A 26,641-nucleotide genomic window follows, 5' to 3' on the forward strand; every position below is an offset into this window, starting at 1 on the left:
GGCGTGATTATAGTCAGCGTACTGGCCGTCCGGCATGTCCGCTGCACCGCCGATTTGGAAGCCGTACCAGTCCTTGTTGTCGCGGCCCGTCATGCCCTTGGTCTGATACATGGTGCCGTTGAAACTCTTACGCTCGAACGTCTGCTGACCATCGGCGAAATCGTTATCAACACCAACGATGTCCATATCCCCGTCACGATCGAAATCGATGAAGGTGGCGGCACCCATAACCTGGGTGTTTCGGTTCAGCAGCGTATTGACGCTGAACTGGGTGAAGTTGGTGACGTTGGTAGCTGTCTGCTCCAACAGGTTACCATTGGTGTAGATCTGCCAGGCACCGTTTTCTAGCGTGACTGCAGTCGGCTTGAAGTTCGGATCCGTGGCGCTCGGAAGAGTCGGCGCAGCCGGAGCTGGAGCAATAATCAACTCGCCGCTCGTGGCGTCAGTGAGAACAACCGTGCCGGTCGCAGTCTTCAGCGTAGCAATGACATTGTATGTTCCCGTGGCCAGAGCGGTGGGGACTTGCACGTACCAGGTGTTGTTCAGCGGATCGATGACCACAGCACCCGTTTGCGAACTGTAGGTCGTTCCGCCCACCGTCACCTCGATGTACTCACCCGGCTCAAGGGCAAAGCCTGTGTAGCCAGTAATCAACGGGGTCGTGTCCAGGGTGGACTGGGTATTGATAATGATGTCCAGGTCCACGTTCACCACGAAGCCCGGTGTCGCGAGACCTTCATTACCCGACGCATCGGCAATACGAGCCGTATAGGTGTGCGTGGTGTTGTCGCCCAGCGACGGCAACTGGAAGCTCCACGAGTTGCCCGACATCGTGGCAGTCCCCAGCAGGGTCGCGCCTTCATAGATGCGGACTTCTTCACCTGCCAGCAGAGTACTGCCGACGGTCCCGTTCAGGACCGGACGACGGTCGTCCGTGACGACGCCGCTAGCGAACGTTCCCTGCGCCGAGCCCACGTCATCGGTGTAGTTGACGATCGAGATCGCCTGGTTCGGAGCGCTGAAGTCGACGGTGACATTGAGCGCACCACTTTGAGCACTCTCGTTACCGGCCGCATCCGTCAGCGAGTAGGTGAAGGCATAGTTGCCCTCCGCCAGCGGGGTCGTCGGCGTCAGGGTGCCGGTCGCGGCATCATACGTAGCAGCGACCAGAGTACCGTTCACGTACAGCTTGGGCTGTTCGGTCAGTCCCGCAGGAATGCGGATACCCGGCGTGGTGTCATTGGTCGATGTGGCGGTGCTGTTCGTGTTGAGTACCGGCGCAGCATTGTCGTGATACTGCGTCGGAGCCACCGGCGTAGCCGGAGCCGCCGTGTCGATGGTCAGCGACAGGTTACCGCTGCGCTGGCTTTCATTACCCGCAGCATCCGTAATGGAGTAGCTGAAGGTGTGCGCGCCGTCGGTGACTGCTACGGCGGGCGTCAGGGTGCCGGTCGCTGCGTCATAGGTAGACGCAACCACCACACCATCAACATACAGCTTCACAGTCTCGGTCAGACCTGCCTGCACAAGGATACCAGGACGGTTGTCGTTGGTAACCGGAGCGCTGCTGGTCGGATTGATTATGCCCGCCACGTCATCGTTGTACTGGGTGGGTGCCGCCGGCGTAGGTGGAGGCGAAGCATCCACGTTCAGCAGGAGAGCACCGCTCTGGCCGCTTTCGTTACCCGCAGCATCAACCAGCGAGTAGGTCAGCGAGTAGTTGCCATCTGCCAGCGGCGTCACCGGCGTCAGTGTGCCAGTGGCCGCGTCATAGGTGGACGCTACAGCGACGCCGTTGACGTACAGTTTAGGCGTGTCGACCAGACCCGTCGGGATGTTCAGGCCCGGAGTGGTGTCGTTGGACGACGCTGCCGTGCTGGCCGTATTCAGGATCGGCGCAGAGTTATCGTTGTAGGTGGTCGGCGTTGCCGGCGTTGCCGGAGCAAGCGTGTCGATACCGATGACTAGGCCGCCGCTTTGGGCGCTCTCGTTACCTGCACCGTCAGACAGGGTGTAGGTAAAGGTGTGAGCGCCGTTCGCAATTGGAGCATTGGGTGTAAGCGTTCCCGCCACCGGATCATAGGTCGATGCCACAAGGACGCCGTCCACGTACAGTTTCGGCGTGTCGGTCAACCCTGCCCCGACATTGATACCCGGGGTCGGGTCATTGGTCTGTGCCGCCGTGCTGTTGGCATCGATGACCGGAGCCGAGTTATCGTTATACGTGGTCGGAGCAGCCGGGGCTGCCGGTGCGACATTGTCGACGACCAGAGTACCGACAGCCGATGCCGTTCCTTGGTTGCCGGCAGCATCCTCGACACGGGCGGTGTAGTTATAGCTCGAACCCGAGGCCAGACCGCTATCCTGGAAGGTCCAGGTATTGCCGGACACAGTAGCCACACCGAGGCGCGTAGCACCGCGATAGACCACCACGACCTCACCGGCCTCCAGTACGCCCGTTACGCTACCGTTGATCACTGGCGACAGGTCATTGGTAGGCTTGGCGAAGCCAAAGTTCGCCCGTATCGGCTGGCTGGTTATCGGAATAACCGGTCAGAGCCACAGTCGCGCTCGGCGGCGCCGTATCGATGGTGATCGAATACGGGTTGCTTGCTCCGCCCACGTCGCCGGCCGTGTTAATAACCTGAGCCGTGTAGGTATAGGTGTTGCCGTTAACCAGCCCGGTGTCCGCGAAGGTCCAGGTGGTTGCGGAGACAGTCGCAGTCCCGACCACAACCGCTGCCGCACCATTGGTGCTGCGCAGGATCTGCACGGTTTCTGTACCGGTTAGCGGGGCACCGATCGAACCGGACAGGGTCGGGGTCGTGTCGTTGGTGGTGCCATTGTTCAACACACTGCCCGTCTGCGGACCGAAGTCATCGTTGATGTCGATGATGGCCGTGGTCTGGCTGACCCCGTCGGTATTTACAGTGAAGGTCAGGGTATTCGAAGGCGTACCCGCATTACCCGCCGCATCAACGACGCGGGCCGAGTAGTCGTAGGTGGACTGGCTTGCCAGCCCGCTGTCCTGATACGTCCAGTTCGTACCGCTCACCGTCGCAACGCCCACAAAGACGTTGTTACGGAAGACGTGCAGCTGCTCGGTACCGGTCAGGCCTGCAGACAGCGTGCCTTCCAACGTCGGGGTGTCGTCGTTGGTCGTGCCATTGGCCGGGATCGGACCAGACACAGGATCCACATTGTCGACCGCGCGCGAGATGACAACGGTCTGGCCTGGTACATCGGTATCGACATTGATCGTGTAGCCATTCGACACAGCGCCTTGGTTACCCGCGCTGTCGATGACGACAGCCGTGTAGGTATAGGCGTTGCCGTCGTTCAGGCCACTGTCGTCAAACGTCCAGTCCGTACCGGACATCGTCGCAGTGCCGATATCCACACCGTTACGGAAGATATGGACCTGCTCCCCGGCCACCAGCGGCGCACTGATAGTGCCCGACAGCTGCGGGGTGGTGTCGTTGGTATGGCCGTTGTTGCCAACACTGCCCGTCACCGGTGTCGAGTTATCTTCGATATCGGCGATCAACACGGTCGTTGTCGAACCCGAAGTCTGCAGGGTGATGCCGTAGGCACCCGAGGTCGCGCCTACGTTACCTGCGCTGTCTTCAACGCGTGCAGTGTAGGAATAGGAGCTACCGTTGGTCAGACCGCTATCGGTAAAGGTCCAGGAGCTCCCGTTCACTGTCGCGACACCTACGCGGTCGGTTCCGCGATAGATCACGATTTGCTCGTTGGCGTTCAGCGTGCCCGTCAGGGTGCCGACCAACTCAGGCTGCGAGTCATTGGTCGTGCCGCCATTGGCGACAGAACCGACAGTCGGTGCCTGATTGTCCAGAACATCCGTGATAGCGACAGTGGTCGTCGGATCGCTCGCATCGATATTGATGACGTAGCTATTCGAGATCGCACCCTGGTTACCTGCCGCATCCTTGACGCGGGCCGAATAGGTATAGGCCAACCCGTCCACCAGCCCGGTATCAGCAAACGTCCAGGTCGAGTTCGTGACAGTCGCAGTCCCCACGACCGAACCGTTACGCAAGATCTCGACGTACTCGCCCGCCAACAGGCCTGCGCTCAGAGTGCCCGATACCAGCGGGGCAACATCGTTTGTGTAGCCGTTGCTCGGAACATTGCCGATCGTCGGTGCCGCGTTGTCGTCGACACCTGAGATGAGGACCGACTGGGTCGGTGCACTCGTATCGATGGCCAGCGACAGACCCGGGCTTTGCGGCCCTTCGTTCCCTGCTGCATCCATGAGGCTATAGGTGAGAACGTACGATCCGTCCGTCAGCGCCACGTCCGGCGTCAGCGTACCGCTGGCCTGATCGTAAGTCGCAGCAACCTTGGTACCGTTGACGTACAGGACCGGAGTATCGGTCAATCCGGCCCCTACGTTCAGACCAGGTCGCGGATCATTGGTCACCGGTGCCGTGCTGTTCGGCGACGTCACGGGAGCAACATCGTCATTATAGCCGGTCGGTACGCCCGGTTGTCCCGGAGCCGAGGTATCCACCTCGAAGCTGATCGGGTCGCTCTGCGGGCTCTCGTTGCCGGCAGGGTCATAGACCGTATAGCTCAGGGTGTGCGGGCCATCGGCCAGCGGCGTGGTCGGGGTCAGCAGACCCGTGGCCGGATCATAGGTGGCCGGCACCTTCACACCGTCCACATACAGCGACGGCTCTGGGCTCAGGCCCGGACCCACATTGATGCCCGGGGTGTTGTCGTCCGTGGTCGGAGCCGTGCTGTTGGCATCGGTGATCGGACCAAAGTCGTCGTTATAGCCGGTCGGCGTCGCCGGCTTGGATGGCGGCGTGGTATCCACCTCGAAAACGATCGGGTCGCTCGGAGGGCTCTCGTTACCGGCCGGATCCGTCACCGTGTAGGTGATGGAATGGGGACCTTCAGGGAGTGGATCGACCGGGGTCAGGGTACCGGTTGCAGGATCATAGGTCGACGGAACCTTCACACTGTCCACGTACAGCGAAGGCGTGTCGGTCAGGCCGGGGCCAACGTTAATACCTGGGGTCCGGTCGTCGGTAACAGGGGCGTTGCTGCTTGAATCAGTAATTGGGCCAGCGTCGTCATTATAACCCGTTGCCGGCGAGGGCTTCGCCGGTGGAGTACTGTCGATCGTGATCACCAGCGGATCGCTTGGCGCACTCTGATTACCGGCAGCATCCGTCAGCGTGTAGGTGATCGTGCTTGAACCCTCCGGAAGAGGGCTAACCGGAGTCAATGTGCCAGTCGTGGAGTCATAGGTTGCAGGTACTTCCACGCCATTGACGTAGAGCCGCGGCGTATCAGTAAGACCTGCGCCTACGTTAATGCCCGGAGTAGTGTCGTCAGTGGACGCGGCAGTGCTGTTGGCAGACTGCACATCCCCCACATTATCCTCATAACCCGTCGGAGCGGCTGGCTTTGAGGGCGCAGTCGCATCGATCGTAATCACCAGCGGCTCGCTCGGCGCACTCTCACCGCCTTCTGGACTGGTGAGGGTGATCGTGATGGTGTTGCGACCCTCGCCCAAGGGCGCGTTTGGCGTGAGCACGCCCGTCGCAGCATTATAGGTGGAAGGGATCTCCACCCCATTCACATAAAGCTTGGGCTTATCGGTCAGGCCGGTCCCGATGTTGATGCCTGGAGTAGTGTCATCCGTCGTAGCGGCGGTGCTGGACGGGGATTGAACGTCGCCAACATTGTCGACGTAGCTGCTAGGCTTTGCAGGCTTATCCGGAATACGGATCGGCGGCGTCGGCTCAGAAACCTTGGGGCTATCGTCACCGCTTACAGCCGCCGCCAACCCGGCCCCTGCAGCTGCGACACCCAATAGAGCCAGCAGCGCATTATTTTCGGTCCCGATCGGGACATAGGCCACAAGCGCCTCGGCAATACCATCGCCTTCGGAGCTCAACGCATCGGAGAAGTCGACCCTGAAGGAACGGTCGCCGTCGACCAGGACCACCTGATCACCATCGTCATACTGATCAAAGTATCCGTTGATCCTGATATTAGTTCCATCACGGAACTGGATCACCAAATCCGATCCCTCACGGGCGTAGTTCAGAATATCTTCGGGAGGAGCCTGAATTACAAAAGCATCGCGTTGGCCAGAGACCCCGGATACTTGGTCACCCTTACCAACATTATGTACAGAGAAACCACTCATATCGTCGAGCTTAAGCATAACGGACTCCCTATCGACCCACTATTGCGGACATTATTCGACCTTAGTCTCGAGGAACGGCAGATCAATAATGTTTGTTCCTGCACGCAGGGAGACATAAATGGTTAAGCGCGCGTAAGGGATAAGATTAGAAGCAAAGCTATAATTTGTTAAACATGTATAGATCGGCCTAATTACCCAATAAGGTAAACAGCCAATAGCAAAGCTAATGCTTAAGCTTCGAGTTTACATATTTAGTGGAAATCTTTTGATCTAACACTCGTGTGGATAGATCGAGCTTTTGGCCGTGACGGGAATATCGAACCTAAATCACAGTCCCATCGTCATATTCAGATCAAAACAGCCAAGCTGGGGACCTGATGCTGTTTTCAGCAGGCTCCGTCCGCGGTCCCGCGTATTTGTAAAACTACGTAGGGCTGGAAGGGTTCAACGCGGAGTACGACCCCGCAAATATTTACGATGTTGCCTCAAGGCACAGGTCGCCAAAAGCGCTTCAGTACCGCGGGTTTTTCAATTGTATATTTTTGTCAAAAAAAGGCCTGCCGATTGCATCGGCAGGCCCGTAGAAAGCTTAGCTATATCAAAGATCTAATTCGCGGCGTTGATATCAGCATCGTCGCCTTTGAATGAAGTCCGGAACAGCAACTTGTCGATCCGACGGTCATCCATATCGATTACTTCAACCTCGAAGCGCCCCAGACGAAGCACCTCGCCCTCCTCCGGCAATCGCGAGAGGTTGTGAAGGACCAGGCCAGCCACCGTGTGGAAGCCTTCATGTTCGCCGAACTCTTCGCCCAGCGCTTCTTCGAGTTCTTCTAGATCGACCTGCCCATCCACGATCCAGCTTCCATCCTCTCTGAGGCGGATAGCCACGTGCTGTTCGTCGTGATCCTCGTCAAAGTCGCCGGCGATCATCTCCAGAAGATCCGTGGCCGTCACTACACCTTCAAAGCTGCCGTACTCATCGACCACGAAGGCCATGTGCACACGTGAGCTCTTGAGAATATCGAGAGCCTTCAGCACCGAGGTGGACTGCGGGATAAAGGCCGGTTCGTTGATCAGCGGCTCAAGATTGATCTTGCCGGTGTCCAGCAGGCTGTCCAGGACATCCTTCTTATGGACCACGCCCAGGGGGCTATCGACATCGCTGTCGCGCGTCACAACAATACGCGAGTATCCGCATTCCCGGATTTCCTTGCGCAGCGTCGCTTCATCCTCATTCAGGGCGATCCAGTAGACTTCGTGTCGAGGCGTCATGGCCACGCGAATGGGCCTGTCGCCGAGTGTCATGATCTCTTCGATCATTTCCTGCTCTTGTGGCTCGATCAGACCGGCCGAAGTGCCCTCGGCGATCATGCTCTCGACCTCTTCCTGGGTGACGTCCGAACCGTCGCGGTCCTTGACGCCCATCAGTTTGAGGATGCCCGACGTCGAAGCCGTCAGCAGAAGCACGAACGGCTTCATAACCAACGCCATCTTCGAGATCGGTCCGGCCATCTTCGATGCAATGGTCTCAGGGAAGATCAGCGCCAGACGCTTTGGCACCAACTCGCCTACGATCAGCGAGATATAGGTGATGCCCACAACCACGACGCCGGTCGAAATGACTTGCGAATAGGGCGCGACGGCAGGAAACGTCTGGGCCAACATCAATTTGAGCTGACCCGCAATGCTGGCCTGACCGTATGCACCGGCCAGAATACCGATCAGCGTGATGCCGACCTGAACAGCGGAAAGGAACTGTGTTGGCTCTTCGGCCAGCTTCAGGGCGGCTCTCGCACCGCGGTCCCCGCGCTCGGCACGGGCTTGAAGTCTGGATTTACGAGAAGAGACGACCGCGAGCTCGGTCATTGCGAACATACCGTTCAGCACCACCAGAAGCAGTACGACGGCGATAGCGATGGTCAACATCGAAAGGGGTAGAGCCCATAACGCGGCGCATCAGACGGCATCCGCAGAAGGAATATTAGGGGGCAATCCCTTAAAATACCAGTGCAGGCAGGGCCGTACTGGGGGCGCTTCGACTAAAAACCAAGATCGGAACCGCGTTTTAGGAGCCCTAATCGACACGTAGCCATTCCGGTGGGCACACAATGCCCCTTGGCCAAACAAAGACGGCCCCCCGGATTTCTCCGGAGGGCCGTCTTGTTTGTCGTCACTGACGGTTGCCCGTCAGGGTCGGATCAAAGCTGTTGCTTAGGCAACGATCTTCGAAACGACGCCGGCGCCGACGGTGCGGCCGCCTTCACGGATAGCGAAGCGCAGCTTCTCTTCCATGGCGATCGGGGTGATCAGCTCGACGTCCAGCTCGGCGTTGTCGCCCGGCATGATCATTTCCACGCCTTCCTTGAGGTGAACGATGCCGGTCACGTCGGTGGTGCGGAAGTAGAACTGCGGACGGTAGTTGGTGAAGAACGGGGTGTGACGGCCGCCCTCTTCCTTGGTGAGGATGTAGGCCTCAGCAACAAACTTGGTGTGCGGGGTGATCGAACCCGGCTTGCACAGCACTTGGCCGCGCTCAACGTCTTCACGCTTGGTGCCGCGCAGCAGAACGCCGACGTTGTCACCAGCTTGACCTTGGTCCAGCAGCTTGCGGAACATTTCGACGCCCGTGCAGGTCGTCTTTTGAACCGGACGGATGCCGACGATTTCGACTTCTTCACCGACCTTGACGATGCCGCGCTCAACGCGACCGGTCACAACCGTACCACGACCCGAGATCGAGAATACGTCTTCAACCGGCATCAGGAAGGCTTGGTCGATCGGACGTTCCGGCTGCGGGATGTAGCTGTCGACAGCTTCCATCAGCTTCAGAACGGCGTCTTGACCGATGGCAGCATCGCGGTCTTCAACGGCGGCCAGAGCCGAACCCTTGATCACCGGAATGTCGTCACCCGGGAAGTTGTACGAGGACAGAAGTTCACGAACTTCCATTTCGACGAGCTCGAGCAGCTCTTCGTCGTCGACCATGTCAACCTTGTTCAGGAACACGACCAGTGCCGGAACGCCAACCTGACGCGACAGCAGGATGTGCTCGCGGGTTTGCGGCATCGGGCCGTCAGCGGCCGAGCAAACCAGGATAGCGCCGTCCATCTGGGCAGCACCGGTGATCATGTTCTTCACGTAGTCGGCGTGACCCGGGCAGTCCACGTGGGCGTAGTGACGGTTAGCCGTCTCGTACTCAACGTGCGCGGTGTTGATGGTGATGCCGCGTGCTTTTTCTTCCGGAGCAGCGTCGATGTCTGCGTAGTTCTTTGCAGTCGCGCCACCGGCCTTAGCCAGCGTGATGGTGATCGCAGCCGTCAGCGTGGTCTTGCCATGGTCAACGTGACCGATGGTGCCGATGTTGCAGTGCGGCTTAGTGCGTTCGAACTTTTCCTTGGCCATGGCCAAACTCCTGTGGCCCGGGTCCGGAACGGAAGGGCGCTGTGCTCAGTTCATAAAACCTGGAGCGGGTAGACGGGATCGAACCGACATCCTCAGCTTGGAAGGCTGCTGCACTACCATTGTGCTATACCCGCACGAAGAATGCGGCCAGGTCGCTCTCGAACGAGAGCAACGAATCCGCACCCGATTTTCCTTGGGGGTTCTGGTCCAAGAACTCGGCCATTGCAAGCGCGTGGTGGGGGAAGCAGGACTCGAACCTGCGAAGCTTACGCAGCGGATTTACAGTCCGCCCCCTTTGCCGCTCGGGACATTCCCCCAGCGCGCTTTGCAATGTGCCGACTTGGATTTGCCATCAGCCGATTATTAAACCGGATAACAACAAAAGCCTTCGCTGTCGGGCGACGCCTGTATTAGGAGAGCGCCTTCACCGAAAGCCCGTGGCCTCGTCGGAGGCCGTCTTATAGTGTCCCCTTTTTCAGAACGCAACGACCAAAAAGCCGTGAAAAAACAATCTTTCCACAGACGCGACGAAAAGGGTGCCTCGCGAGGTAATTCCTCGCACCAACAGGCACCCAAAACCCCGTCTGAGGGTAAAAAATCACCCAAAGCCGCTGTTAACGCAGACAATTTTCTTTGGGGCCGCCATCCTGTTTTGGCCGCTCTGGCCAATCCAGCCCGTCGCGGAAGCGGCAGACTCATGGTCACGGCCGATCGCGCCGAGGAAATCGAGTCGCAGAATCTGACCCACGGGCACAGAATCGAAGTCGTTGATTCCCAACAATTGAATCGAATCTTGCCTCCTGGCGCGGTTCATCAGGGCTTCGCGTTCAAATGTCAGCCGCTGGAAGGCGTTGCGCTCGAAGATTTGGCGGACCCCGCAGAAGGCGTTCTGGTCATGCTCGACCAGCTGACCGATCCGCAGAACGTCGGCGCAATCTTCCGCTCGGCCCTCGCATTCGGTGCACGCGGTATAATTGTGCAGGATCGCCACGCCCCTGCCCTCGCCGGTGCACTGGCCAAGGCATCTGTTGGCGCAACCGAACGCCTGCCCCATGCCCGCGTCACCAACTTGTCGCGCGCGCTGGAAAAGCTGAATGACTACGGGTGGCGCGCCATCGCCATGGACGGCGCTGCACAGATGACTCTGGAAGAGGCTCTGGACCATCGCCCGACCGTGATCGTCATGGGTTCCGAAGGCGACGGCGTGCGTCGCTTGGTCACCGAGCACTGCGAAGCCATCGCCAAGATCCCGATGCCCGGCGGTTTTGAATCGCTGAACGTGTCCAACGCTGCGGCCATCGCCCTTTACGAGGCTGCCCGCGCCCAAAAGCGCACCGCCTGACGAATAAGGCCCATGCCGGAGGTGCGCGACAACTTGGCGCATGCTCCGGCAGGGTCTAATCTACGAGCATGGACTTTTTATCTTCCCCTGATTTCGTCAGCCAACTGGTCGCGCTCGGCCAAGTAGTCCTGATGGACCTTGTGCTCGCAGGCGACAACGCTGTTGCTGTGGGCCTTGCCGCCGCCGCCCTGCCACAAGACCAGCGCCGTAAGGCCATTCTTGCGGGTCTGGCCATCGCCGTTGTTCTGCGCATCGGCTTTGCACTCATTACGATTCAACTTCTCGCCATCATCGGTCTTCTGATGGCCGGTGGCTTCCTGCTGCTTTGGGTCTGCTGGAAGATGTGGCGCGAACTGCGCGAACAGGCCACGCACGACCAGGCCGAGGCCCAGAAAGAGCTGGAACTGGCCCAGAGTATCGAGCACGGCACCGGTCCGTCGCCCGAAGAGCTGGGCCTGAAGCGCAAAACCTTTGGTGCCGCTCTCACCCAGATCATTATCGCCGACGTCGCCATGTCGCTGGACAATGTGCTGGCCGTCGCCGGTGCCGCCCACGAACATCCGTGGGTCATGGTGTTCGGTCTGGTCCTGTCGATTGCCCTGATGGGTATCGCCGCCAGCTTCATCGCCAAGCTGCTGCATAAATATTCGTGGATCGGCTACATCGGTCTGGTCGTCGTTCTGTACGTCGCCCTGCACATGATCTGGGATGGCGGTCGCGAAGTGATCGTACGCACTGGCCACCTCGCAGGCTTCAACGCCAAGGTTCCGGCCTTCCTCGCCATCAGTGATGAAGAAGCCGCCAAGCACCTGAAGAAGAGCGGTAAAGAACCCGATGCTGTTGAAGTGCCCACGACCACGGCAACCGAGACACCTTCGTCTTCCACCGCCCCTATACCGGAGCCCGCAACATGAGCGTGAATGAAGTCACCGTAGAGGAGGCCCGCGATTTGCTGGCCTCCGGTCAGGCCGTCATGATCGACGTGCGTGAACAGGACGAATACGACGCCGCTCGCATCGAGGGCACCACCCTCGCCCCGTTATCGCAAATGCCGCAAGCATGGGATGCGCTGGACCTGCCCAAGGACAAGACCATTATTGTCCAGTGCAAGTCGGGCGGTCGCAGCGGTCGGGTTTGCGAGTTCGTCGGCCCGACGGCCAAGGACGGCCAGCCGGTCGTCAATCTGACAGGCGGCATCACGGCCTGGGCACAGGCCGGATATCCGATCATTCAAAGCTGAGCCCGTCGATCAATAAAAAGCCCCCGCAGAGCGATCTGCGGGGGTTTCTTTTTGCCTATCGACCGCGCAGCCACCCGGTGATTGAGATACGGTGCCCCCCTGCGGATAGCGCGACCTGAGTGACCGAATGCGGCGTCGGCACCTTGAGCAGGTTCAGCGTATTGAAGCGGGGCGTGAAAGCCTCCTCGACATTGCCGTCCTCTCCGTGAAAGGCCAGCAACCCACCCCAGTCGATGCGCCACGCGGGCGTGAGGTTCAGCACATAGGCATAGAAGCGATTTTTGCCCGCCGCCTCGTCGCTGTGCTCGGTCAGGAAATGCCCGCGCCGGAACCGCGTCAGTTGCGCGTCCGCCAGTGCGATACGATCTTCGCCGGTGAGAGTGCGAGCCAGACCGAGGAAGGCCTCGCCGTTCAGGAACTCGACCACCGACTGCCAGAAGGCGTCGGCATGCCCCGCCGAAGTGGCGTCATAAAAGGGGTAGTTGTCGTACAGATACTGGAAGTCGTGGGTGGCGGCGTTTTGAACCGCCTGCGCAAAGGTCGACTTCTGCTCGGGCGTCAGCATATTCAGCCACTCGGACGGCATGTCCATGTGGCCATCGCTTTTGCGGGTGACCACATTGAACTGCGCCTCCACGGCCCGCTCGTACAGAGCCTTGGCCGATGCGGGAGAGAGGACGTTTTCAACCTGAGCCCGTCCGGTTTGCGCCAAGCGCACCTGAATGGCAGCGAGACGTTGCGGATCGACAGAACCGATTTCAAACATTCCATCCTCCCCGTCAGCGGTTGACCCTTAGGCTTCCGCACCGCCAAAGCGTTCGGACCATTCGGCGACCATGGTGTCGTCGATCTTGGTGAACAGGACGCTGGCGGCTTGAACCTTCTGGCCAACCGGCAGGGCGTTGAGGAAGTCCTCGTCCGCCTTGGGCCAGCTCAGATCGGTCGACGAGACGGTGCCCGCGATGTTCGGTGCGGTGAACGGCAGGATCGGTGCCGCCAGACGCGCAAACAGAGCCACGAGGTTCAGGCCCGTGCGCACGCCCACAGCCGCCTGATCGCGATCGGTCTTGAGCGCGGTCCACGGTGCGGCGAACTGCAGGTACTCGTTACCCAGCACCCACGCCGCACGGATCGAGGCCGCAGCCTTACGGAACTCCATGGCTTCCATGAGCTCGGTCGCCTCGGCGAGAGCCGCACGGATGTCGGCTTCCAGCTTGGCTTCGACTTCGCCAGCGGTGCCACCTTCCGGCACGACGCCGTCGAACTTCGATTCAGTGAACTTGACGATACGGTTCACGAAATTGCCCAGCACGTCGGCGAGGTCTTTGTTCACCGCGCTCTGGAACTGCTCCCACGTGAACGCGGCATCCGAATGTTCCGGACCATAGGCGGTCAGATACCAGCGCCAGTAGTCGGCAGGCAGAAGCTCCAGCGCCTGATCCATAAAGACGCCACGCTTCATCGAGGTCGAGAACTTACCGCCGTACCAGTTCAGCCAGTTGAAGGCCTTAAGTTGGTCGACGGTCTTCCAAGGCTCGCCCGAACCGATGATGGTCGCAGGGAAGCTGACGGTGTGGAAGGCGACGTTGTCCTTGCCCATGAACTGGACATAGCGGACGTCTTCTGCGCCTTCGTCCAGACGCCACCAGTCTTTCCACGTCTTGCCGTTGGCATCGGCCCACTCTTCGGTGGCGGCGATGTATTCGATCGGCGCGTCAAACCAGACGTAGAAGACCTTGCCTTCCATGCCCGGACGCGGACCACCGTCGGGACCGACAACCGGCACACCCCACGACAAGTCGCGGGTGATGCCACGGTCGATCAGACCTTCATCAAGGTGTTTGTTGGCGATGGACTTGGCCAGCGGCTGCCAGTCGGCCTTGCTGTTCACCCATGCGCGGATTTGATCCTCGACCTTGGTTTGCAGCAAGTACAGGTGGCGGGTGTCGCGGACTTCCAGATTACGGCTGCCCGAGACCGACGAATAAGGATTGATCAGGTCGGTCGGGTCCAGCAGACGGCCACAGTTGTCGCACTGATCGCCGCGCGCCTTTTCATAGGCGCAGTGCGGGCAGGTACCCTCGACATAACGGTCCGGGAGGAAGCGGCCATCGTCGATCGAATATATCATGCGATCGACGCGCTCTTCGATTAGGCCGTTCTTTTCCAGCGCCTGGCAGAAGTGCTGGGTCAGGGCGCGGTTTTGCGGGCCCGACGAACGACCGAACCAGTCAAAGCTCAGGCCAAAGGCCTCGCCTGCATTCTTCTGGATCAGGTGCTGTTCATCGCAATAGGTCTGAACGTCCTGCCCCGCAGCGGCGGCGGCCAGTTCGGCCGGCGTGCCGTGCTCGTCGGTGGCGCAGATGTACAGCACATCATGGCCTTCGCCGCGCTTGAAACGGGCCCAGACGTCTGCGGGCAACATAGACCCGGCCAGATTCCCAAGGTGCTTGATGCCATTGATGTAGGGCAGCGCCGAGGTGATGAGGATACGGGCCATGATCGTCCACTAAACTAGAGTAAGGCTTGGGATATAGAGACGCTTTCGCGCCGCGTCACCCTGTCGCTTGGTGCGAAGTGAGGGCTGCACGCTTGGAAATGATGTGGAAACGCACACCCAGCAGCACACCCGAGATAAGGCTGGCAACGATAACCGACGTAACCAACCCGTTCACGCCCATCGTCGGGGCGAGAATAAAGCCGAGCGGGATCATCACCACACCATAAGACACAAAGTGCATAAGGCTGGGCATCAACACATCGCCCGCCGAGCGATTGGCGTGCGCGGCGACGACCTGAACGGCATCGGCCACGAAGAAGAATGTCGCGAGCGCCAGCGCGGGGGCGGCAATCGCCAGCACTGCCATGTCATTGGTATAGGCACCCGTAATCAGGTGCGCGGTCGGCCAGATAATCAGCCCAACCACGGTGGCCAGCACAGCCACAACGCCCATGCCGATCCAGCCTGCCCGTTTCACGCCCTCGTGGTCGCCCGCGCCATAGGCCTTGCCCACCAGCACAGCCGTCGCCGACGACAGGCCCATCGGCAGCATAAAGACGATGGCCGAGGTGTTGATCACGATGGCCCAGCCTGCGGTTTCGTTGGCACCAATCAGACCCGCGGCAATGGTCATGGCCGAAAACGCCCCCACTTCGATGAAGTTGGATGCACCAGCGCCGAGGCCGACCTTGACCTGTTCGCGTTCGGTCTCGGGGTCGCGCGTGGGCTTGCTGAACAGGCCCCACGCTTTCACTTCCGGCATGCGCAGGATGTAGATCACGAGGAACACCACCAGCGCCGCACGCGCACCAAAAGTCGCCCACGCCGACGCTGCCGCGCCATGAATACCAAGGCCCAGCATATCCGGCACCAGCACGATATTCAGCGCGATGTTGACGATGTTGGCGATCCACATCGCCCACATGCCCGGCTTGGGCTTGCCCAGACCTTCGAGGAAGAACTGTGCCGCAACCGAAATCAGATAGAAGGGCATCGACAAGGCAAAGACGACCAGCGGCAAGGCTGCGCCCTCACCTAATCCATCCTCGAACCCCAGATGCGGAAGCAGTAGGGGCCCTGCCAGCGCCAACAGCACCATGGCCGCCAGGCCCAGCTGCAGCGAATACACCAGCCCCCGACGTAGCACCGCGCCGACCTCTTCATAGCGGCCTTCGCCACGCATGCGGGCGGTCATCACCTGAACGCCCATCATCAGACCGACAGCCGTCGTCAGGATGATCGAAGTCGGTGCCCATGCCAGAGAATGGAATGCCAGTTCGCGCGACGAATGGTGCCCCACCACAATCGCATCGGTCAGACCCATCGTCATAATACCCACGCGCGCCAGCACGACCGGCCATGCGAGGACCAGCAGGTCTTTCAGGGTTTGCTTGTGAGCGGGACTGAACAAGAGGGCGTTCCGATAGGACAGGGGTCAGAAAAAAGAAGGACGGCACCAAAGCCGTCCACTGGAATGATCTGGAGAAGGTATAAGCCGGAATGACGGCCTACCACGCTCCCAGTTCGCGCAACATGGCGGCCAGTTCGGGGGGCGTCTCTCCGGTGTCGATCACATCCAGATCGACTGGAGCATCTTTCGGCTCCAGATAGCGCCAGCCCTGAAATGCTCGACGAACCGTCGGCGACACACGGATGACTTTGGGCTCCAGCGTGATCTCGCAGCGGCTGGCTTTACCCTCACCGATGGTGCTGATGTCCATGATCGGCTGGCGCGCGAGAATGGAGCCTTTGACGACCCAGTACAGCGAACCGCCGCCTTCCATTTCCGGTGCTCGCTTGGGGCTCATGCGGGTATGCACGATCAACGGCGCGCCTTTGGAGGCGCGGCGTTCCAGCCATTCTACGTCCGGCACACCAACGGCCAATTTGATCATGTGAAGCGGCATGGGGGCGCAGATAGGAGCTTACTGAGGCAGGGTAAAGGCAGACCAAGGTTTGCCGGACGAAACCTAGCCGATCAGGCGGCGAGCCGCACCGCGCGCCTCGTCCGTAACGTGCGCACCCGAAAGCATGCGGGCGATTTCTTCCAGACGATCAGTCTCGTTCAACGGATCAACCGTCGAGGTCGTCATACCGTCCTTGTCGGCCTTGCGCACCTTCCAGTGGGTATGGCCGCATGCCGCCACCTGCGGGCTGTGCGTCACCACCAGAACCTGCGCGCCATTTGCCAGACGTTTCAGACGTCCCCCCACCGCTTCGGCCACGGCACCACCGACGCCCTGATCCACTTCGTCGAAGATCATCACCGGTTGGATAATGTCCTCGCGGCTGGCCAGAGCAGCCTTCATTGCAAGGGCAAAGCGAGCCAGTTCACCGCCCGACGCCACACTGTCCAGCGGGCCGAAATCGGTACCGACGTTGGTGGCCACCTGGAAGCGCACGTTCTCGCGGCCTTCCGGTCCGCGGCGAGCCTCAATGGGTTCCAGCGCGACACGGAACTGGGCGCGTTCCAGCTTCAGCGGTCCCAGCTCGCCCAGCACCGCGACCTTCAACCGTTCAGCAGCATCCCCGCGCGCTTCAGACAGCACCGATGCGGCCGCGTCATACGCCTGAGCCGCCAGCGCCGCCTCGCGACGGGCATTGGTCAGGGCTTCTTCGCTGTTCTCGATCAGGCGCAACTGCTCGCGCAGCTTGATCCGCAGCGACGGCAGCGCATCCACGGTGGTGTTCAGCTTGCGGGCCGTGGCGCGAAGGGCGAACAGTCGCTCTTCGGTCTTGTCCAACTGGCCCGGTTCAAAATCAAAGGCATCGGCAGCGGCATCGACGGCGGCAATCGCCTCCATCGCCTCGACCATGGTGCGGTCGATGGCCTCGACCGCATCTGACAGGCTCTTGATGACAGGGTGATCGCCCTCGATCCCCGCCTGCCCTGCCCGCGTGCGAGCATGCTCGACCGCCCGCAACGCCGCGCTCAACTTTTGCGACAGCTTGTCCCCGCCCAACTGGGTGCGGGCATCGGCCAGATCGGCCAACGCCTTTTCCGCCGCACCAAGGACAGCGCGGTCACCGGCCAGTGCCGTTTCCTCGTCTTCCTTGGGATCCAGAACGTCCAGTTCGGACAGGTTGTGGGAAATCTCTTCGGCACGGGCCGCAGCATTGGCGGCATCCGACTGGAGCTCTGCCAGCTTTTGCTCGGCGTCTTTCAGCAGTCGCGCCGCTTCGGCCACCGCCTGAAGCTGCGGCTGAAGGCCACCATAGGCATCCAGCAATCCACGGTGCGTGCGCCAGTCCAAAAGGCCGACCGTCTCGTGCTGACCGTGCACTTCGACAAGACGCGAACCGATCTCCTTGAGGGCCGTTACCCCCGCAGGTTGGTCATTGATATAGGCTTTGGAACGCCCGTCCGCGGACAGGATACGGCGCAGGATCAACTCGTCCCCCACCTTGGCTTCAAAGCCGCGCTCTTCGATCGCTGCAATCAGGTCCGGATCGTTCGGGGTGACGAATACCGCCGTCGCCACAGCCTGTTTGGCCCCACGACGCACCAGTCCGGAATCAGCACGCGCCCCCAGGGCAAGGCCCAGAGCGTCCAGAATAATCGACTTACCCGCACCGGTTTCACCGGTCAGAACCGTCAACCCCTGCTCCACGTCGAGGTCAAGGGCATCGACGAGAACCACGTCGCGGATGGAAAGACTGGTCAGCATGGATCAATATGATTCGCGTTATTCCGGATGATCCTAACCGGAAACGTAACGAGAACGCAGAGGCTTTTGTGGCCTCTGCGCTCAAATGTCAGGATCAGTCGAATGGGTTCAGACGGCTGAAGATCGACTTCTTGTGGCCTTCCGGCTCATCGATGCCTTCCGGACGCTGGCCTTCTTCGGTCAACAGGGCAAAGGCATCGCGGTACCAGACGCTGCCCGGGAAGTTGTGGCCCAGAACCGAAGCATTACGCACAGCCTCTTCGCGCAGACCCAGTTGCAGGTTCAGCTCGACCAGACGGTACAGCGCTTCAGGCGTGTGCGAAGTGCGCTGGAAGGCCGGATTTTCGATCACGGACTTATAGCGGTTCAGGGCACCGATCGGCTGGCTGTTACGCTGGTAGAAGCGGCCAACAGCCATTTCCTTACCGGCCAGCTGGTCGTTGACCATGTCGATCTTGACGCGGGCGTCGGTGGCATAAGGCGTATTGGGGTAGCGACGCTCGACATCACGCAGACCAGCCAGAGCCGCTTCGGCATAGCCCTGATCACGACCCACATCGACGATGCGCTCGAAGTTGCAGACGGCCTTCATATAGAAGGCATAGGCCGCCGAGGGGTTACCAGGGAAAAGGGCGATGAAGCGGTCAGCCGCAGCAATCGCCTCATTGTAATTATTGTTCTGATAGAAGGCGTACACCTGCATCAGGATCGCGCGACGAGCCCATTCCGAATAGGGGTGCTGACGCTCTACTTCCTGGAAGTAGTCGATAGCATCATTCCAGCGGCGCGACTGAAGGCGCTGATAGCCCGTGTTGTACAGGGCTTCGACCGGACGCTCTTCATAGGCAAGGCGCTGGCGGGGCTTGGTGCCCGAGCACGCAGACAGCGTGAGCGACGCCGCAGCGACACCCATCAGCAACAGGCCAGAGCGGAACAAACCGGAGCGAGACTTGAGTTCGGGCAAGAGCGACCTCTTAAATTGCCGGAGACGGGATGCACACTCGCATCACATATCCTTGGCGTTCTCTATAACAGCGCACAACCGTATGCCAATGCGCGGAAATAGGCGAAACGCGGGTTGATGCGACTCCCTACACGGCCTAGAGAGCGCTGCAACATCATTGGACACAGTTTTTTTCAGTCCGAACACGGCGAAAGGATGACCGGTCATGAAGCTGCTCGCAGGCAATTCGAACCGGACGTTGGCTCAAGCGATTGCCAACCACCTCGATGCTCCGCTTACTAAGGCGCAGGTAAAGCGCTTTGCGGATAACGAGGTCTTCGCCGTCATCGAAGAGAACGTCCGCGGTGAAGACGTCTTCATCATCCAGTCGACCAGCTTCCCAGCGAACGACAACCTGATGGAAATGCTGATCATGGTCGACGCCCTGCGTCGCGCATCGGCCCGCCGCGTTACCTGTGTCATGCCCTACTTCGGCTACGCCCGTCAGGATCGCAAAACCGGCGGCCGCACTCCGATCTCCGCTAAGCTGGTGGCCAATATCATCGAGCGTTCGGGCGCAGACCGCGTTCTCACGATGGACCTGCACGCCGGCCAGATCCAAGGCTTCTTCGACATTCCGACCGACAATCTGGTCGCCATGCCGGTACTGGCTCAGGACATCAAGGAAACCAAGCCGCGCGATTCGGTCATCATCGTTTCGCCGGACGTCGGCGGCGTGGTTCGCGCCCGCACCCTGGCCAAGCGTCTGGATTGCGACCTTGCCATCGTCGACAAGCGCCGTCCGGAACCGGGCAAATCCGAGGTGATGAACATCATCGGTGACGTCTCGGGCCGCAGCTGCATCCTGTTTGACGACATCGTCGATTCTGGCGGCACCCTCGTAAACGCCGCCGAAGCCCTGATTGCTCAAGGCGCAACCGAGGTTTCGGCCTACATCAGCCACGGCGTCCTTTCGGGCCCTGCTGTCGAGCGCGTAACCAACGGTCCGCTGAAGGAATTGGTCATCACCAACTCCATCGAACAGCCGGAAGCCGTTTTGTCGTGCAACAAGATTCGTAGTGTCAGCGTTGCCCCTCTGATCGGCGAAGCGATCCGCCGCATTGCCAACGAAGAATCCGTTTCAAAGCTCTTCGATTAAGGTTCGGCTAACCATTTTCGCACCGTATTGGTCGGCCTTAATCCCCATTTAATGTCGCGTCTCCGGACGCGTCCTTATAAGCGAAGTACTAGGGAAGCCCGCTGATGCCCGATTTCAAGCCGCGCCCGGCCCTTCTGCGTCAATGGACTGCAGGTCGTACCCTCACAGCCGCCGCTCTGGCCGCGGCCACCGTATTGGCCAGCTGTTCGACGCCTGCACCAGAGGCCCCGCCAGTCGAGCCGCCCGCAGCCCCGCCTCCCCCCATCGCCCTGAACCAGAGCGTCGCCGAGGCGGCATCGGTCTATGTGGCCTTTGTGCGCGACCTGAACACCATCAAGGCCGGTGGCTTCCAGAGTGCTGAAGAAATCCAGGCTGAAATCCGCAAGGGGGCAGCCTATGACGCGGCCCAGATGTCGCGCGGCATGATCGCCTACGGTGCCATCCTCGCGCTCCAGTCGCCTGAGTATGTCGCCGGCGTGCGCCAATACGGCTCGAATCCGGCCCAGCGTCAGGAGATGATCAGCCGAATCGTCGCCGATCCCGCCTATGCCGCCACCCTGCCGGGTGCCGACGCCGCCGTAGGTCTGATGGTAACGACTCTGATTCGTGACATCGACGCCCTCACCTATATCGCCGACGGCGTAGAGGCCGACGCCTACAAGATTCAGGAACGCAACGATCCGCGTCGTCGCTGGGCTACGCAGCACGTCGCCGACCGTACCACCCGTCTGGAAGGCGCAAAGAGCCTCTCCGTACCGCGTCTGCCGTCCGCTGAGGAAAGCGCACGCCTGTTCGCTGCCGCGCACAGCGGTAACGGTCTGGTCTCCGAACGCGCTCTGCGCGGTGCGCCTTACACGCCCGCCGTTGTGAACTCGCTGGCGATTGCCGCACTCGCCGCTCTCGGCGCTGCGGGCGACGAAGCCAAAGCCAACACCGACGCACTGACGGTAGAATCGAACAACGAGTTCTGCCTCAGCATGTCTAAGCTGATGCTCTATCAGTGTCTGGCTGCCTCGCGTCCGAACTATGAAGACATCTTCTGCACCGGTCGTCACATCGTCCGCGATCTGGCCCAGTGCACTTCGCAATATGCAGGCCCCCGACCAACGTCGGTGCCGACCATAAGTGTGGTTCAGCCCGCAGATTCTCAGTCACAACCTACCGGCTAAACTGAGATTCTACGGGCAATTTGGGCGGGGACGGTTGCGTCCCCCCCTTGTTCCGTGTAATGGACCGCCCTCTTGAATTCGATGGGTTCATGACCCCGCCGCGCGGGCTAAGGTTCAGCGCAGGCGTTTACTTGTATTGAAGGCGAGCCCTATGGCCGAGATCATTCTGAACGTTGACGTCCGTGAAGGCGTTGGCACCGGTAACGCCCGCGCTGTTCGTCGCGCTGGTGCTGTCCCGGGCATCCTGTACGGTGGCGACAAGGCCCCGGTTGCTATTTCGGTGAGCGAGCGCGAGTTCCGCAAGTCGCTGTACACCGGCAAGCTGCTGGGTCACTTGGTCACCCTGAAGTACGGTGAAGAGACCCAGCCGGTCATCGCCAAGAACGTCGACTTCGATCCGGTTTCGGATCGTCCGATGCACTTCGACCTGATGCGCGTTGACGCATCGGCTCCGATCAAGATTTCGCTGCCGGTCCAGTTCATCAACGGCGACGAAGCTCCGTTCGTCCGTCAGGGCGGCACCATGGAAGTCGTTCGTCACGAAGTTGAAGTTCTGATCCGCGCTGACGAAATGCCGGAATCGTTCATCGTTGACCTGGCCAAGGTCGAGAACGACACCAACATCCGTTTCTCGGACATCACCAACCTGCCGGCCGGCACCACCCCGACCATCACGGACCGCGACTTCATGATCGCGACCGTCAAGTCGCCGGGCGGCCCGAAGGCTGAAGAAGAAGCTTCGGAAGAAGCAACCGAAGCTTAATCCGCTTCGACTTCTAAAGATCAAAGCCCCGCAGTGGAAACGCTGCGGGGCTTTTCTTTGCCCCGTCTCCAAGGCTAGAGAAGCCCCATGATTATCATCGCAGGTCTGGGTAACCCCGGCGCAAAGTACGAAAAGAACCGCCACAACATCGGCTTCATGGCCGCTGACGAGATCGCACGCCGTTGGCGCTTTGGCCCCGAGAAGGCCAAGTTCCAGTCCAAGATTCAGGATGGCGAGATCGAGGGCGAGAAGATCCTGCTGATGAAACCGCAGACCTATATGAACGAGAGCGGCCGCGCCATTGGCGAGGCTGCGCGATTCTACAAGGTTCCAGTCGACAAGATCATCGTCTTCCACGACGAAATCGATCTGGCCCCCGGTCGCTTCCGCATGAAAAAGGGCGGCGGCGCAGCGGGTCAGAACGGTATCCGCTCGGCCATCTCGCACCTCGGCGCCGACTTCCGCCGGGCCCGCATGGGGGTAGGCCACCCCGGCGATCCGAAGCTGGTGCACACCCATGTGCTGGGAGACTTTGCCAAGGCCGACCAGCCGTGGCTGGACGCCATGCTGCAAGCCTGTGCCGATGCCCTGCCCTTCGCCATCAATGGCGACGACGAACGCTATCAGGGCGAAGTGATGCGCCTCGCCCCCGCGCCCAAGTTCAGCCCGCGCCAAGCGGCGAACGGCGGCTAAGGCCTACTCCGGGTCGTCGTAGGACCAGCGGACGTCAAACGTCCGCGTCTGCCCTGCCGCCAACCGCGTGCGCCAGACCCGTTGTCCGGTGTCTGCATCGATGTGGCTCCGCAGGCCCTCGTGCTCGATCCGGAAGCCTCGTGCGTTAGAACGCCAATCCAGTGGCATCTCCACCGCGACCGCCCGATCGGAACTATTATTCAATGTGAGCCGATAGCTGTCGACCTGACGACGACTGGTGCCAAAACCTGTGTGTTCACTCCCGGTTTCCAACACCTTGCTGGTGACTAAGGCGTTGGGCTGAAAGTCCAACCTGAGCGATAACCCCACAGCAGTGTCCGAGATTTTATCCCGCCCCGCATAGGCGGTCTGAAGGTCAGCGGTGGAGATATAGAAGGCCACGCTGCCCTCCGGCACGGGAAGCCCCAAGCCGGACGCTTCGTCGTTCTTGGCCCGCAACTCAACCGTCAGAGGCCTTGGCGGGGCCGCCTCATCGTCGGGCAGGATTGAAGCCACCAGCACGCGCTCTACGGCGATATTGTCCTGTGCAAGGAACAGCACCTGCTTCGTCTGCCGCGCAGCCACAGTGGTAAGGTGTGGCAGGACATAGGCCTTATAATCCCCCAGATCCTCCTGCTTGGCCTTCACGCGGTTACCCGTCACTACAATCTCCTCGGCCATCGCTCGCATCATCGCAGGAGCGGGCGTAGGCGGTGGTGGCGGCAGTGGCGGGCCTTCATATTCGGCGCGGTACTCAGCATACTCCCACCCCTCATGCGACCTCTGCTGGGGCCAGCACGTGGTGTTGGCATAGCGCGTCCGTAACTGGATAGGCCGCGTGTCGGCATCACGGGCCAGATCACCTGCCACCACAACCACAGGCGCATCGGCAAAGCTGGTGCCGCCGAAATTGGCCAGCGTGATCCAACCTTCCAGATTGATCGTGCTTTCGTCCGGCGACACCCGCGCCACATAGTCCGCAGACCACTGAAGACCCGTCGCCAGATAGGCCAACGTGATCTCGTAGCGACCTGCCTGCTCCGCCCGCGTCTTGATCGACAGCGTCGGCGTCGCGCCCAGCCCCTCGGGCACACTCTCAAACACCAGTCGCTCGGTCAGACCCGAACAATCCAGCGCCTCGAACCGACCGTCGATTTCAACCACGGCACCATTGGTGCCCGCACGCAGTACGCCCGACTGTTCAACCACCTCGCCGCTGGAGGCGTTGGCCCGAACAACCGTCACCGTCTCGCCAATCGCCCGCTCCAGCACATTTGCTGGCGAGATCAGGTCATAGTCGGCATTCTGCTCCAGCAGTTCGGCAGGCAGCCCCTCAACCGTCGCGCTATGTGGCACAATCCCCGTCGCCAATCCCTTGAAGCGAATAACGCCATCGCCCGCCGGAACGTCGACCACCCGCTTCTCGACGATCAGCGCCAGACCTTCCTGATCCAGCCGTGACCAGCTTTGGCGTGAGCGACGAAGCAGTTCGTTCGTATCGACGGGCGTGTCGCGGTACACCACGACAGAAACGCTCTCGGGCTTCTCGGACACAGCCTCGGCGCGTGGCACCGACACCTCTTGCGCGACTGCAGGCAGGGTCGCCCCCATTAGAGGCCCCCACGCGACCGCGCACGCCAATACGGCGCACAACGGGCGCATATCAGCCGCCCGTCGTGATGGTGGCCGTCAGGACCGTCTCGCCATTGGCCGGAACAGGCACCTTCCACACAGCGGTGTAGGCATCGGCCAGATCGCCTTCGATGCTCTGGGCTGTCAGTTCGGTATCGCGGCCATAGGTGCGCTGGCGTACCTCTACGGTCTTGGCTTCTCCCGTCGCGTTACGAACGCGATATTCCATGACGAATCGCGTGCGGCCGCGGTCCGTGCGGCGGGTCGAGACCTTCTCGGACGACACCAGACGCGGCTGTACCGTCACATCGAATGCCTTGCCCGTCGAGATCACCAGATCGGAGCCCGCTGGCGAGTGGCTGATCTGATCCTCGCCGATAAAGCGCGGCTCGCCGTTTTCGCCGCGCAGATAGACGCGCATCACCCCTGCGGGCAGCGCTGGCTCGCTGCGGAAGACGATGCCCACATCTGCGGCCTGCGCCTGTTCAAAGGTGCCAAAGCCGCCCATCTGGAAGACATAGCGCTTGGTCGCGGGAACATTGCTGACGTCCAGCAAGCCGACCTGCTTGGTCTGGTTGTTGGCGACCGTCACGCGCTCCGGCAACAGATAGACGTGCGCGTCGCCTGCCTCGGCGTTCGATCCGGTGTTGAGGCCATTGCCGCGCCCGCCGCCACGATAGCTATTGCCGCCGCTGACGTTAACTTGCCCCGCGACAACACGCGTGACAGCGTTGCTGAACGTCGAGCCGGAACTGTTGGTGAGCGTGACCCATCCGTTGAGGTCCAGCTTGCCCGCCTTTTCGTCAAAGCGCGCGACATAGTCGGCCTTCCACTGAAGCCCGCTGGTCAGATAGTTCAGGGTCACATCACGACGCGGCGTCCCCGTCGCATCCAGCGTGACACTCAGCGTAGGGCGGGGACGAAGGTTGGGCGGCACACCGTCAAACACGACACGCGTCGGCGCGCCATCGTCCCGCAGTACCTCGATGCGGTTGCCGATCTGGAGCACTACACCTTCGTTGGCCGACAATACCCGCGCCTGTTCGCGCGACTGGGCCCCATTGCCCGGATTGGTGCGGATGACCTCGATCTGCTGGCCAACGGCCCCTTCCATCAGCTTGCGCGGGGTCAGCAGGTCGTAATCGAAGTTTTGCTCGACGATCGACAGCCCCTGCCCCGACAGCGTCACGGTCTCAGGCCGGATCGAAGCCGACACGCCCGGAAACTCCTGACGGACACGGCCCGAGGCGATGTTCAGGCTTCGCACATCCTCAACCAGCGCGATGTCGTTGTTATAGACCGTCAGTGCCAGACGGTCCGGCCCGCCCGCTCCTGTCTCGACCTGCTGAGCCATCGCCGAACCGGCGACAGCAGCGCAAAGGGCGGTGGTCGCCAGCAAACCCATAGATGCAGACAATCGGCGCATAAGGGAAACTCCGTTGTGTTCCCAAGAACGCTGTCACACCCGACACACCCTGTCGAGATGCGGCTGATTGCACTGTTCCCTAAAGGGGCCTGACGCCGTAGTAAGCCGTGTGAACTCATGTAAAGCGGACAACTGGTCGATACATCGCTCGCTGGCCTTTTTGGCGGCGGTGTTCGCCATCGTGCTGGGTTCACTCATGCCCTATGCCGCCATGGCGGCGGTCCAGCCGGGGCAATCGATCATCATCTGCTCCAGCGAGGGGCTACAGACGATCCGCGTCGGGGAGACCGACGCCCCGCCGCACAAGGCTCTAGGAGCCAAATGCGCGGCCTGTATCCTCCCGCTGGTTGCGTCGCTGCCGATGCCCCCGGCTCCGGTACCTGCCCTTGCGATCAAGCTGGCGACAACGGACGCCTACGCGCCACTACGCGCATCGCCTCCGCCGCCCTCGCGTGCACCGCCGCGCCCGCACTCGACGGCCCCGCCGCTCGCCTGAAATCCCGTTCCGTGGCGC

19 protein-coding genes, 2 tRNA genes and 1 pseudogene are annotated in these 26,641 nt (G+C 60.7%); 8 read left to right on the top strand and 14 right to left on the bottom strand.

Translation table 11 applies throughout. The features are described 5' to 3' along the window. Positions 1-1,035: 1,035 nt before the first annotated feature. The 6 genes and pseudogenes from LOX95_RS14335 to LOX95_RS09925 all read right to left on the bottom strand — a co-directional run. Positions 1,036-2,478, bottom strand: a pseudogene (locus tag LOX95_RS14335) (Ig-like domain-containing protein); the annotation flags it as partial. A gap of 10 nt (positions 2,479-2,488) precedes the next feature. After that, positions 2,489-6,205 (bottom strand): Ig-like domain-containing protein, encoded by a 3,717-nt coding sequence (locus LOX95_RS09905; protein ID WP_242914322.1) that lies wholly within the window; start codon positions 6,203-6,205, stop codon positions 2,489-2,491. Positions 6,206-6,793: 588 nt separating this feature from the next. After that, positions 6,794-8,116, bottom strand: a complete 1,323-nt coding sequence (locus LOX95_RS09910; protein WP_242914323.1) for a hemolysin family protein — start codon at positions 8,114-8,116, stop codon at positions 6,794-6,796. 285 nt (positions 8,117-8,401) lie between these two features. Further along, positions 8,402-9,592, bottom strand: coding sequence for an elongation factor Tu (gene tuf / locus LOX95_RS09915; RefSeq protein ID WP_242914291.1), 1,191 nt, complete (start codon positions 9,590-9,592; stop codon positions 8,402-8,404). A 60-nt stretch (positions 9,593-9,652) separates the two neighbouring features. Then, a tRNA-Gly gene (locus LOX95_RS09920) sits at positions 9,653-9,726 on the bottom strand. 99 nt (positions 9,727-9,825) lie between these two features. Next, a tRNA-Tyr gene (locus tag LOX95_RS09925) sits at positions 9,826-9,909 on the bottom strand. A gap of 182 nt (positions 9,910-10,091) precedes the next feature. Between LOX95_RS09925 and rlmB the strand changes: the two genes are divergently transcribed. The 3 genes from rlmB (at position 10,092) to LOX95_RS09940 (ending at position 12,174) form a co-directional block, all read left to right on the top strand. After that, positions 10,092-10,934: a 23S rRNA (guanosine(2251)-2'-O)-methyltransferase RlmB gene (rlmB, locus tag LOX95_RS09930; protein WP_345791443.1), complete on the top strand. Its 843-nt coding sequence runs from the start codon at positions 10,092-10,094 to the stop codon at positions 10,932-10,934. 68 nt (positions 10,935-11,002) lie between these two features. Continuing rightward, positions 11,003-11,848: a TerC family protein gene (locus LOX95_RS09935; RefSeq protein ID WP_242914325.1), complete on the top strand. Its 846-nt coding sequence runs from the start codon at positions 11,003-11,005 to the stop codon at positions 11,846-11,848. Continuing rightward, on the top strand, positions 11,845-12,174 hold the full coding sequence (locus LOX95_RS09940) for a rhodanese-like domain-containing protein (RefSeq protein WP_242914326.1): 330 nt from the start codon (positions 11,845-11,847) through the stop codon (positions 12,172-12,174). Before LOX95_RS09935 ends, LOX95_RS09940 begins: the two co-directional genes overlap by 4 nt. Positions 12,175-12,229: 55 nt before the next feature. Here the strand turns inward: LOX95_RS09940 and LOX95_RS09945 are convergent, their stop codons facing one another. From LOX95_RS09945 to LOX95_RS09970, 6 genes are all read right to left on the bottom strand, one after another. Continuing rightward, positions 12,230-12,940, bottom strand: coding sequence for a 2OG-Fe(II) oxygenase (locus tag LOX95_RS09945; protein ID WP_242914327.1), 711 nt, complete (start codon positions 12,938-12,940; stop codon positions 12,230-12,232). A gap of 27 nt (positions 12,941-12,967) precedes the next feature. Then, the gene (gene metG / locus LOX95_RS09950; protein WP_242914328.1) at positions 12,968-14,674 is read right to left on the bottom strand and encodes a methionine--tRNA ligase; all 1,707 of its coding nucleotides are present in this window, start codon (positions 14,672-14,674) and stop codon (positions 12,968-12,970) included. A 55-nt stretch (positions 14,675-14,729) separates the two neighbouring features. After that, positions 14,730-16,085, bottom strand: a complete 1,356-nt coding sequence (locus LOX95_RS09955) for an MATE family efflux transporter (RefSeq protein WP_242914329.1) — start codon at positions 16,083-16,085, stop codon at positions 14,730-14,732. A 97-nt stretch (positions 16,086-16,182) separates the two neighbouring features. Continuing rightward, entirely contained in the window at positions 16,183-16,581 is a 399-nt protein-coding gene (locus tag LOX95_RS09960) for a DUF1489 family protein (protein ID WP_242914330.1), read from the bottom strand. Between the two features lie 63 nt (positions 16,582-16,644). Beyond that, the gene (gene recN, locus LOX95_RS09965; RefSeq protein ID WP_242914331.1) at positions 16,645-18,342 is read right to left on the bottom strand and encodes a DNA repair protein RecN; all 1,698 of its coding nucleotides are present in this window, start codon (positions 18,340-18,342) and stop codon (positions 16,645-16,647) included. 94 nt (positions 18,343-18,436) lie between these two features. Further along, positions 18,437-19,255 (bottom strand): outer membrane protein assembly factor BamD, encoded by an 819-nt coding sequence (locus LOX95_RS09970; RefSeq protein ID WP_242914397.1) that lies wholly within the window; start codon positions 19,253-19,255, stop codon positions 18,437-18,439. Between the two features lie 256 nt (positions 19,256-19,511). Here LOX95_RS09970 and LOX95_RS09975 point away from each other — a divergent pair, with 256 nt between their 5' ends. From LOX95_RS09975 to pth, 4 genes are all read left to right on the top strand, one after another. Next, complete coding sequence (locus LOX95_RS09975; protein WP_242914332.1) at positions 19,512-20,444, top strand: ribose-phosphate pyrophosphokinase; 933 nt, start codon at positions 19,512-19,514, stop codon at positions 20,442-20,444. Positions 20,445-20,548: 104 nt separating this feature from the next. Continuing rightward, entirely contained in the window at positions 20,549-21,613 is a 1,065-nt protein-coding gene (locus tag LOX95_RS09980; RefSeq protein WP_242914333.1) for a hypothetical protein, read from the top strand. A gap of 151 nt (positions 21,614-21,764) precedes the next feature. Continuing rightward, complete coding sequence (locus LOX95_RS09985; protein WP_242914334.1) at positions 21,765-22,376, top strand: 50S ribosomal protein L25/general stress protein Ctc; 612 nt, start codon at positions 21,765-21,767, stop codon at positions 22,374-22,376. Positions 22,377-22,463: 87 nt separating this feature from the next. Beyond that, positions 22,464-23,069: an aminoacyl-tRNA hydrolase gene (gene pth, locus LOX95_RS09990; protein WP_242914335.1), complete on the top strand. Its 606-nt coding sequence runs from the start codon at positions 22,464-22,466 to the stop codon at positions 23,067-23,069. 3 nt (positions 23,070-23,072) lie between these two features. Here pth and LOX95_RS09995 read toward each other — a convergent pair whose 3' ends face one another. Then, positions 23,073-24,680, bottom strand: a complete 1,608-nt coding sequence (locus LOX95_RS09995) for a DUF4139 domain-containing protein (protein ID WP_242914336.1) — start codon at positions 24,678-24,680, stop codon at positions 23,073-23,075. A gap of 52 nt (positions 24,681-24,732) precedes the next feature. Next, on the bottom strand, positions 24,733-26,127 hold the full coding sequence (locus LOX95_RS10000; protein ID WP_242914337.1) for a DUF4139 domain-containing protein: 1,395 nt from the start codon (positions 26,125-26,127) through the stop codon (positions 24,733-24,735). 109 nt (positions 26,128-26,236) lie between these two features. Here LOX95_RS10000 and LOX95_RS10005 point away from each other — a divergent pair, with 109 nt between their 5' ends. Further along, positions 26,237-26,623 carry a DUF2946 family protein gene (locus tag LOX95_RS10005; protein ID WP_242914338.1) on the top strand — a complete coding sequence of 129 codons (387 nt, stop codon included), beginning with the start codon at positions 26,237-26,239 and terminating at the stop codon, positions 26,621-26,623. The last annotated feature ends 18 nt before the right edge of the window (positions 26,624-26,641 follow it).

The organism is Brevundimonas pishanensis (assembly GCF_022750635.1).
Taxonomy (GTDB): domain Bacteria; phylum Pseudomonadota; class Alphaproteobacteria; order Caulobacterales; family Caulobacteraceae; genus Brevundimonas; species Brevundimonas pishanensis.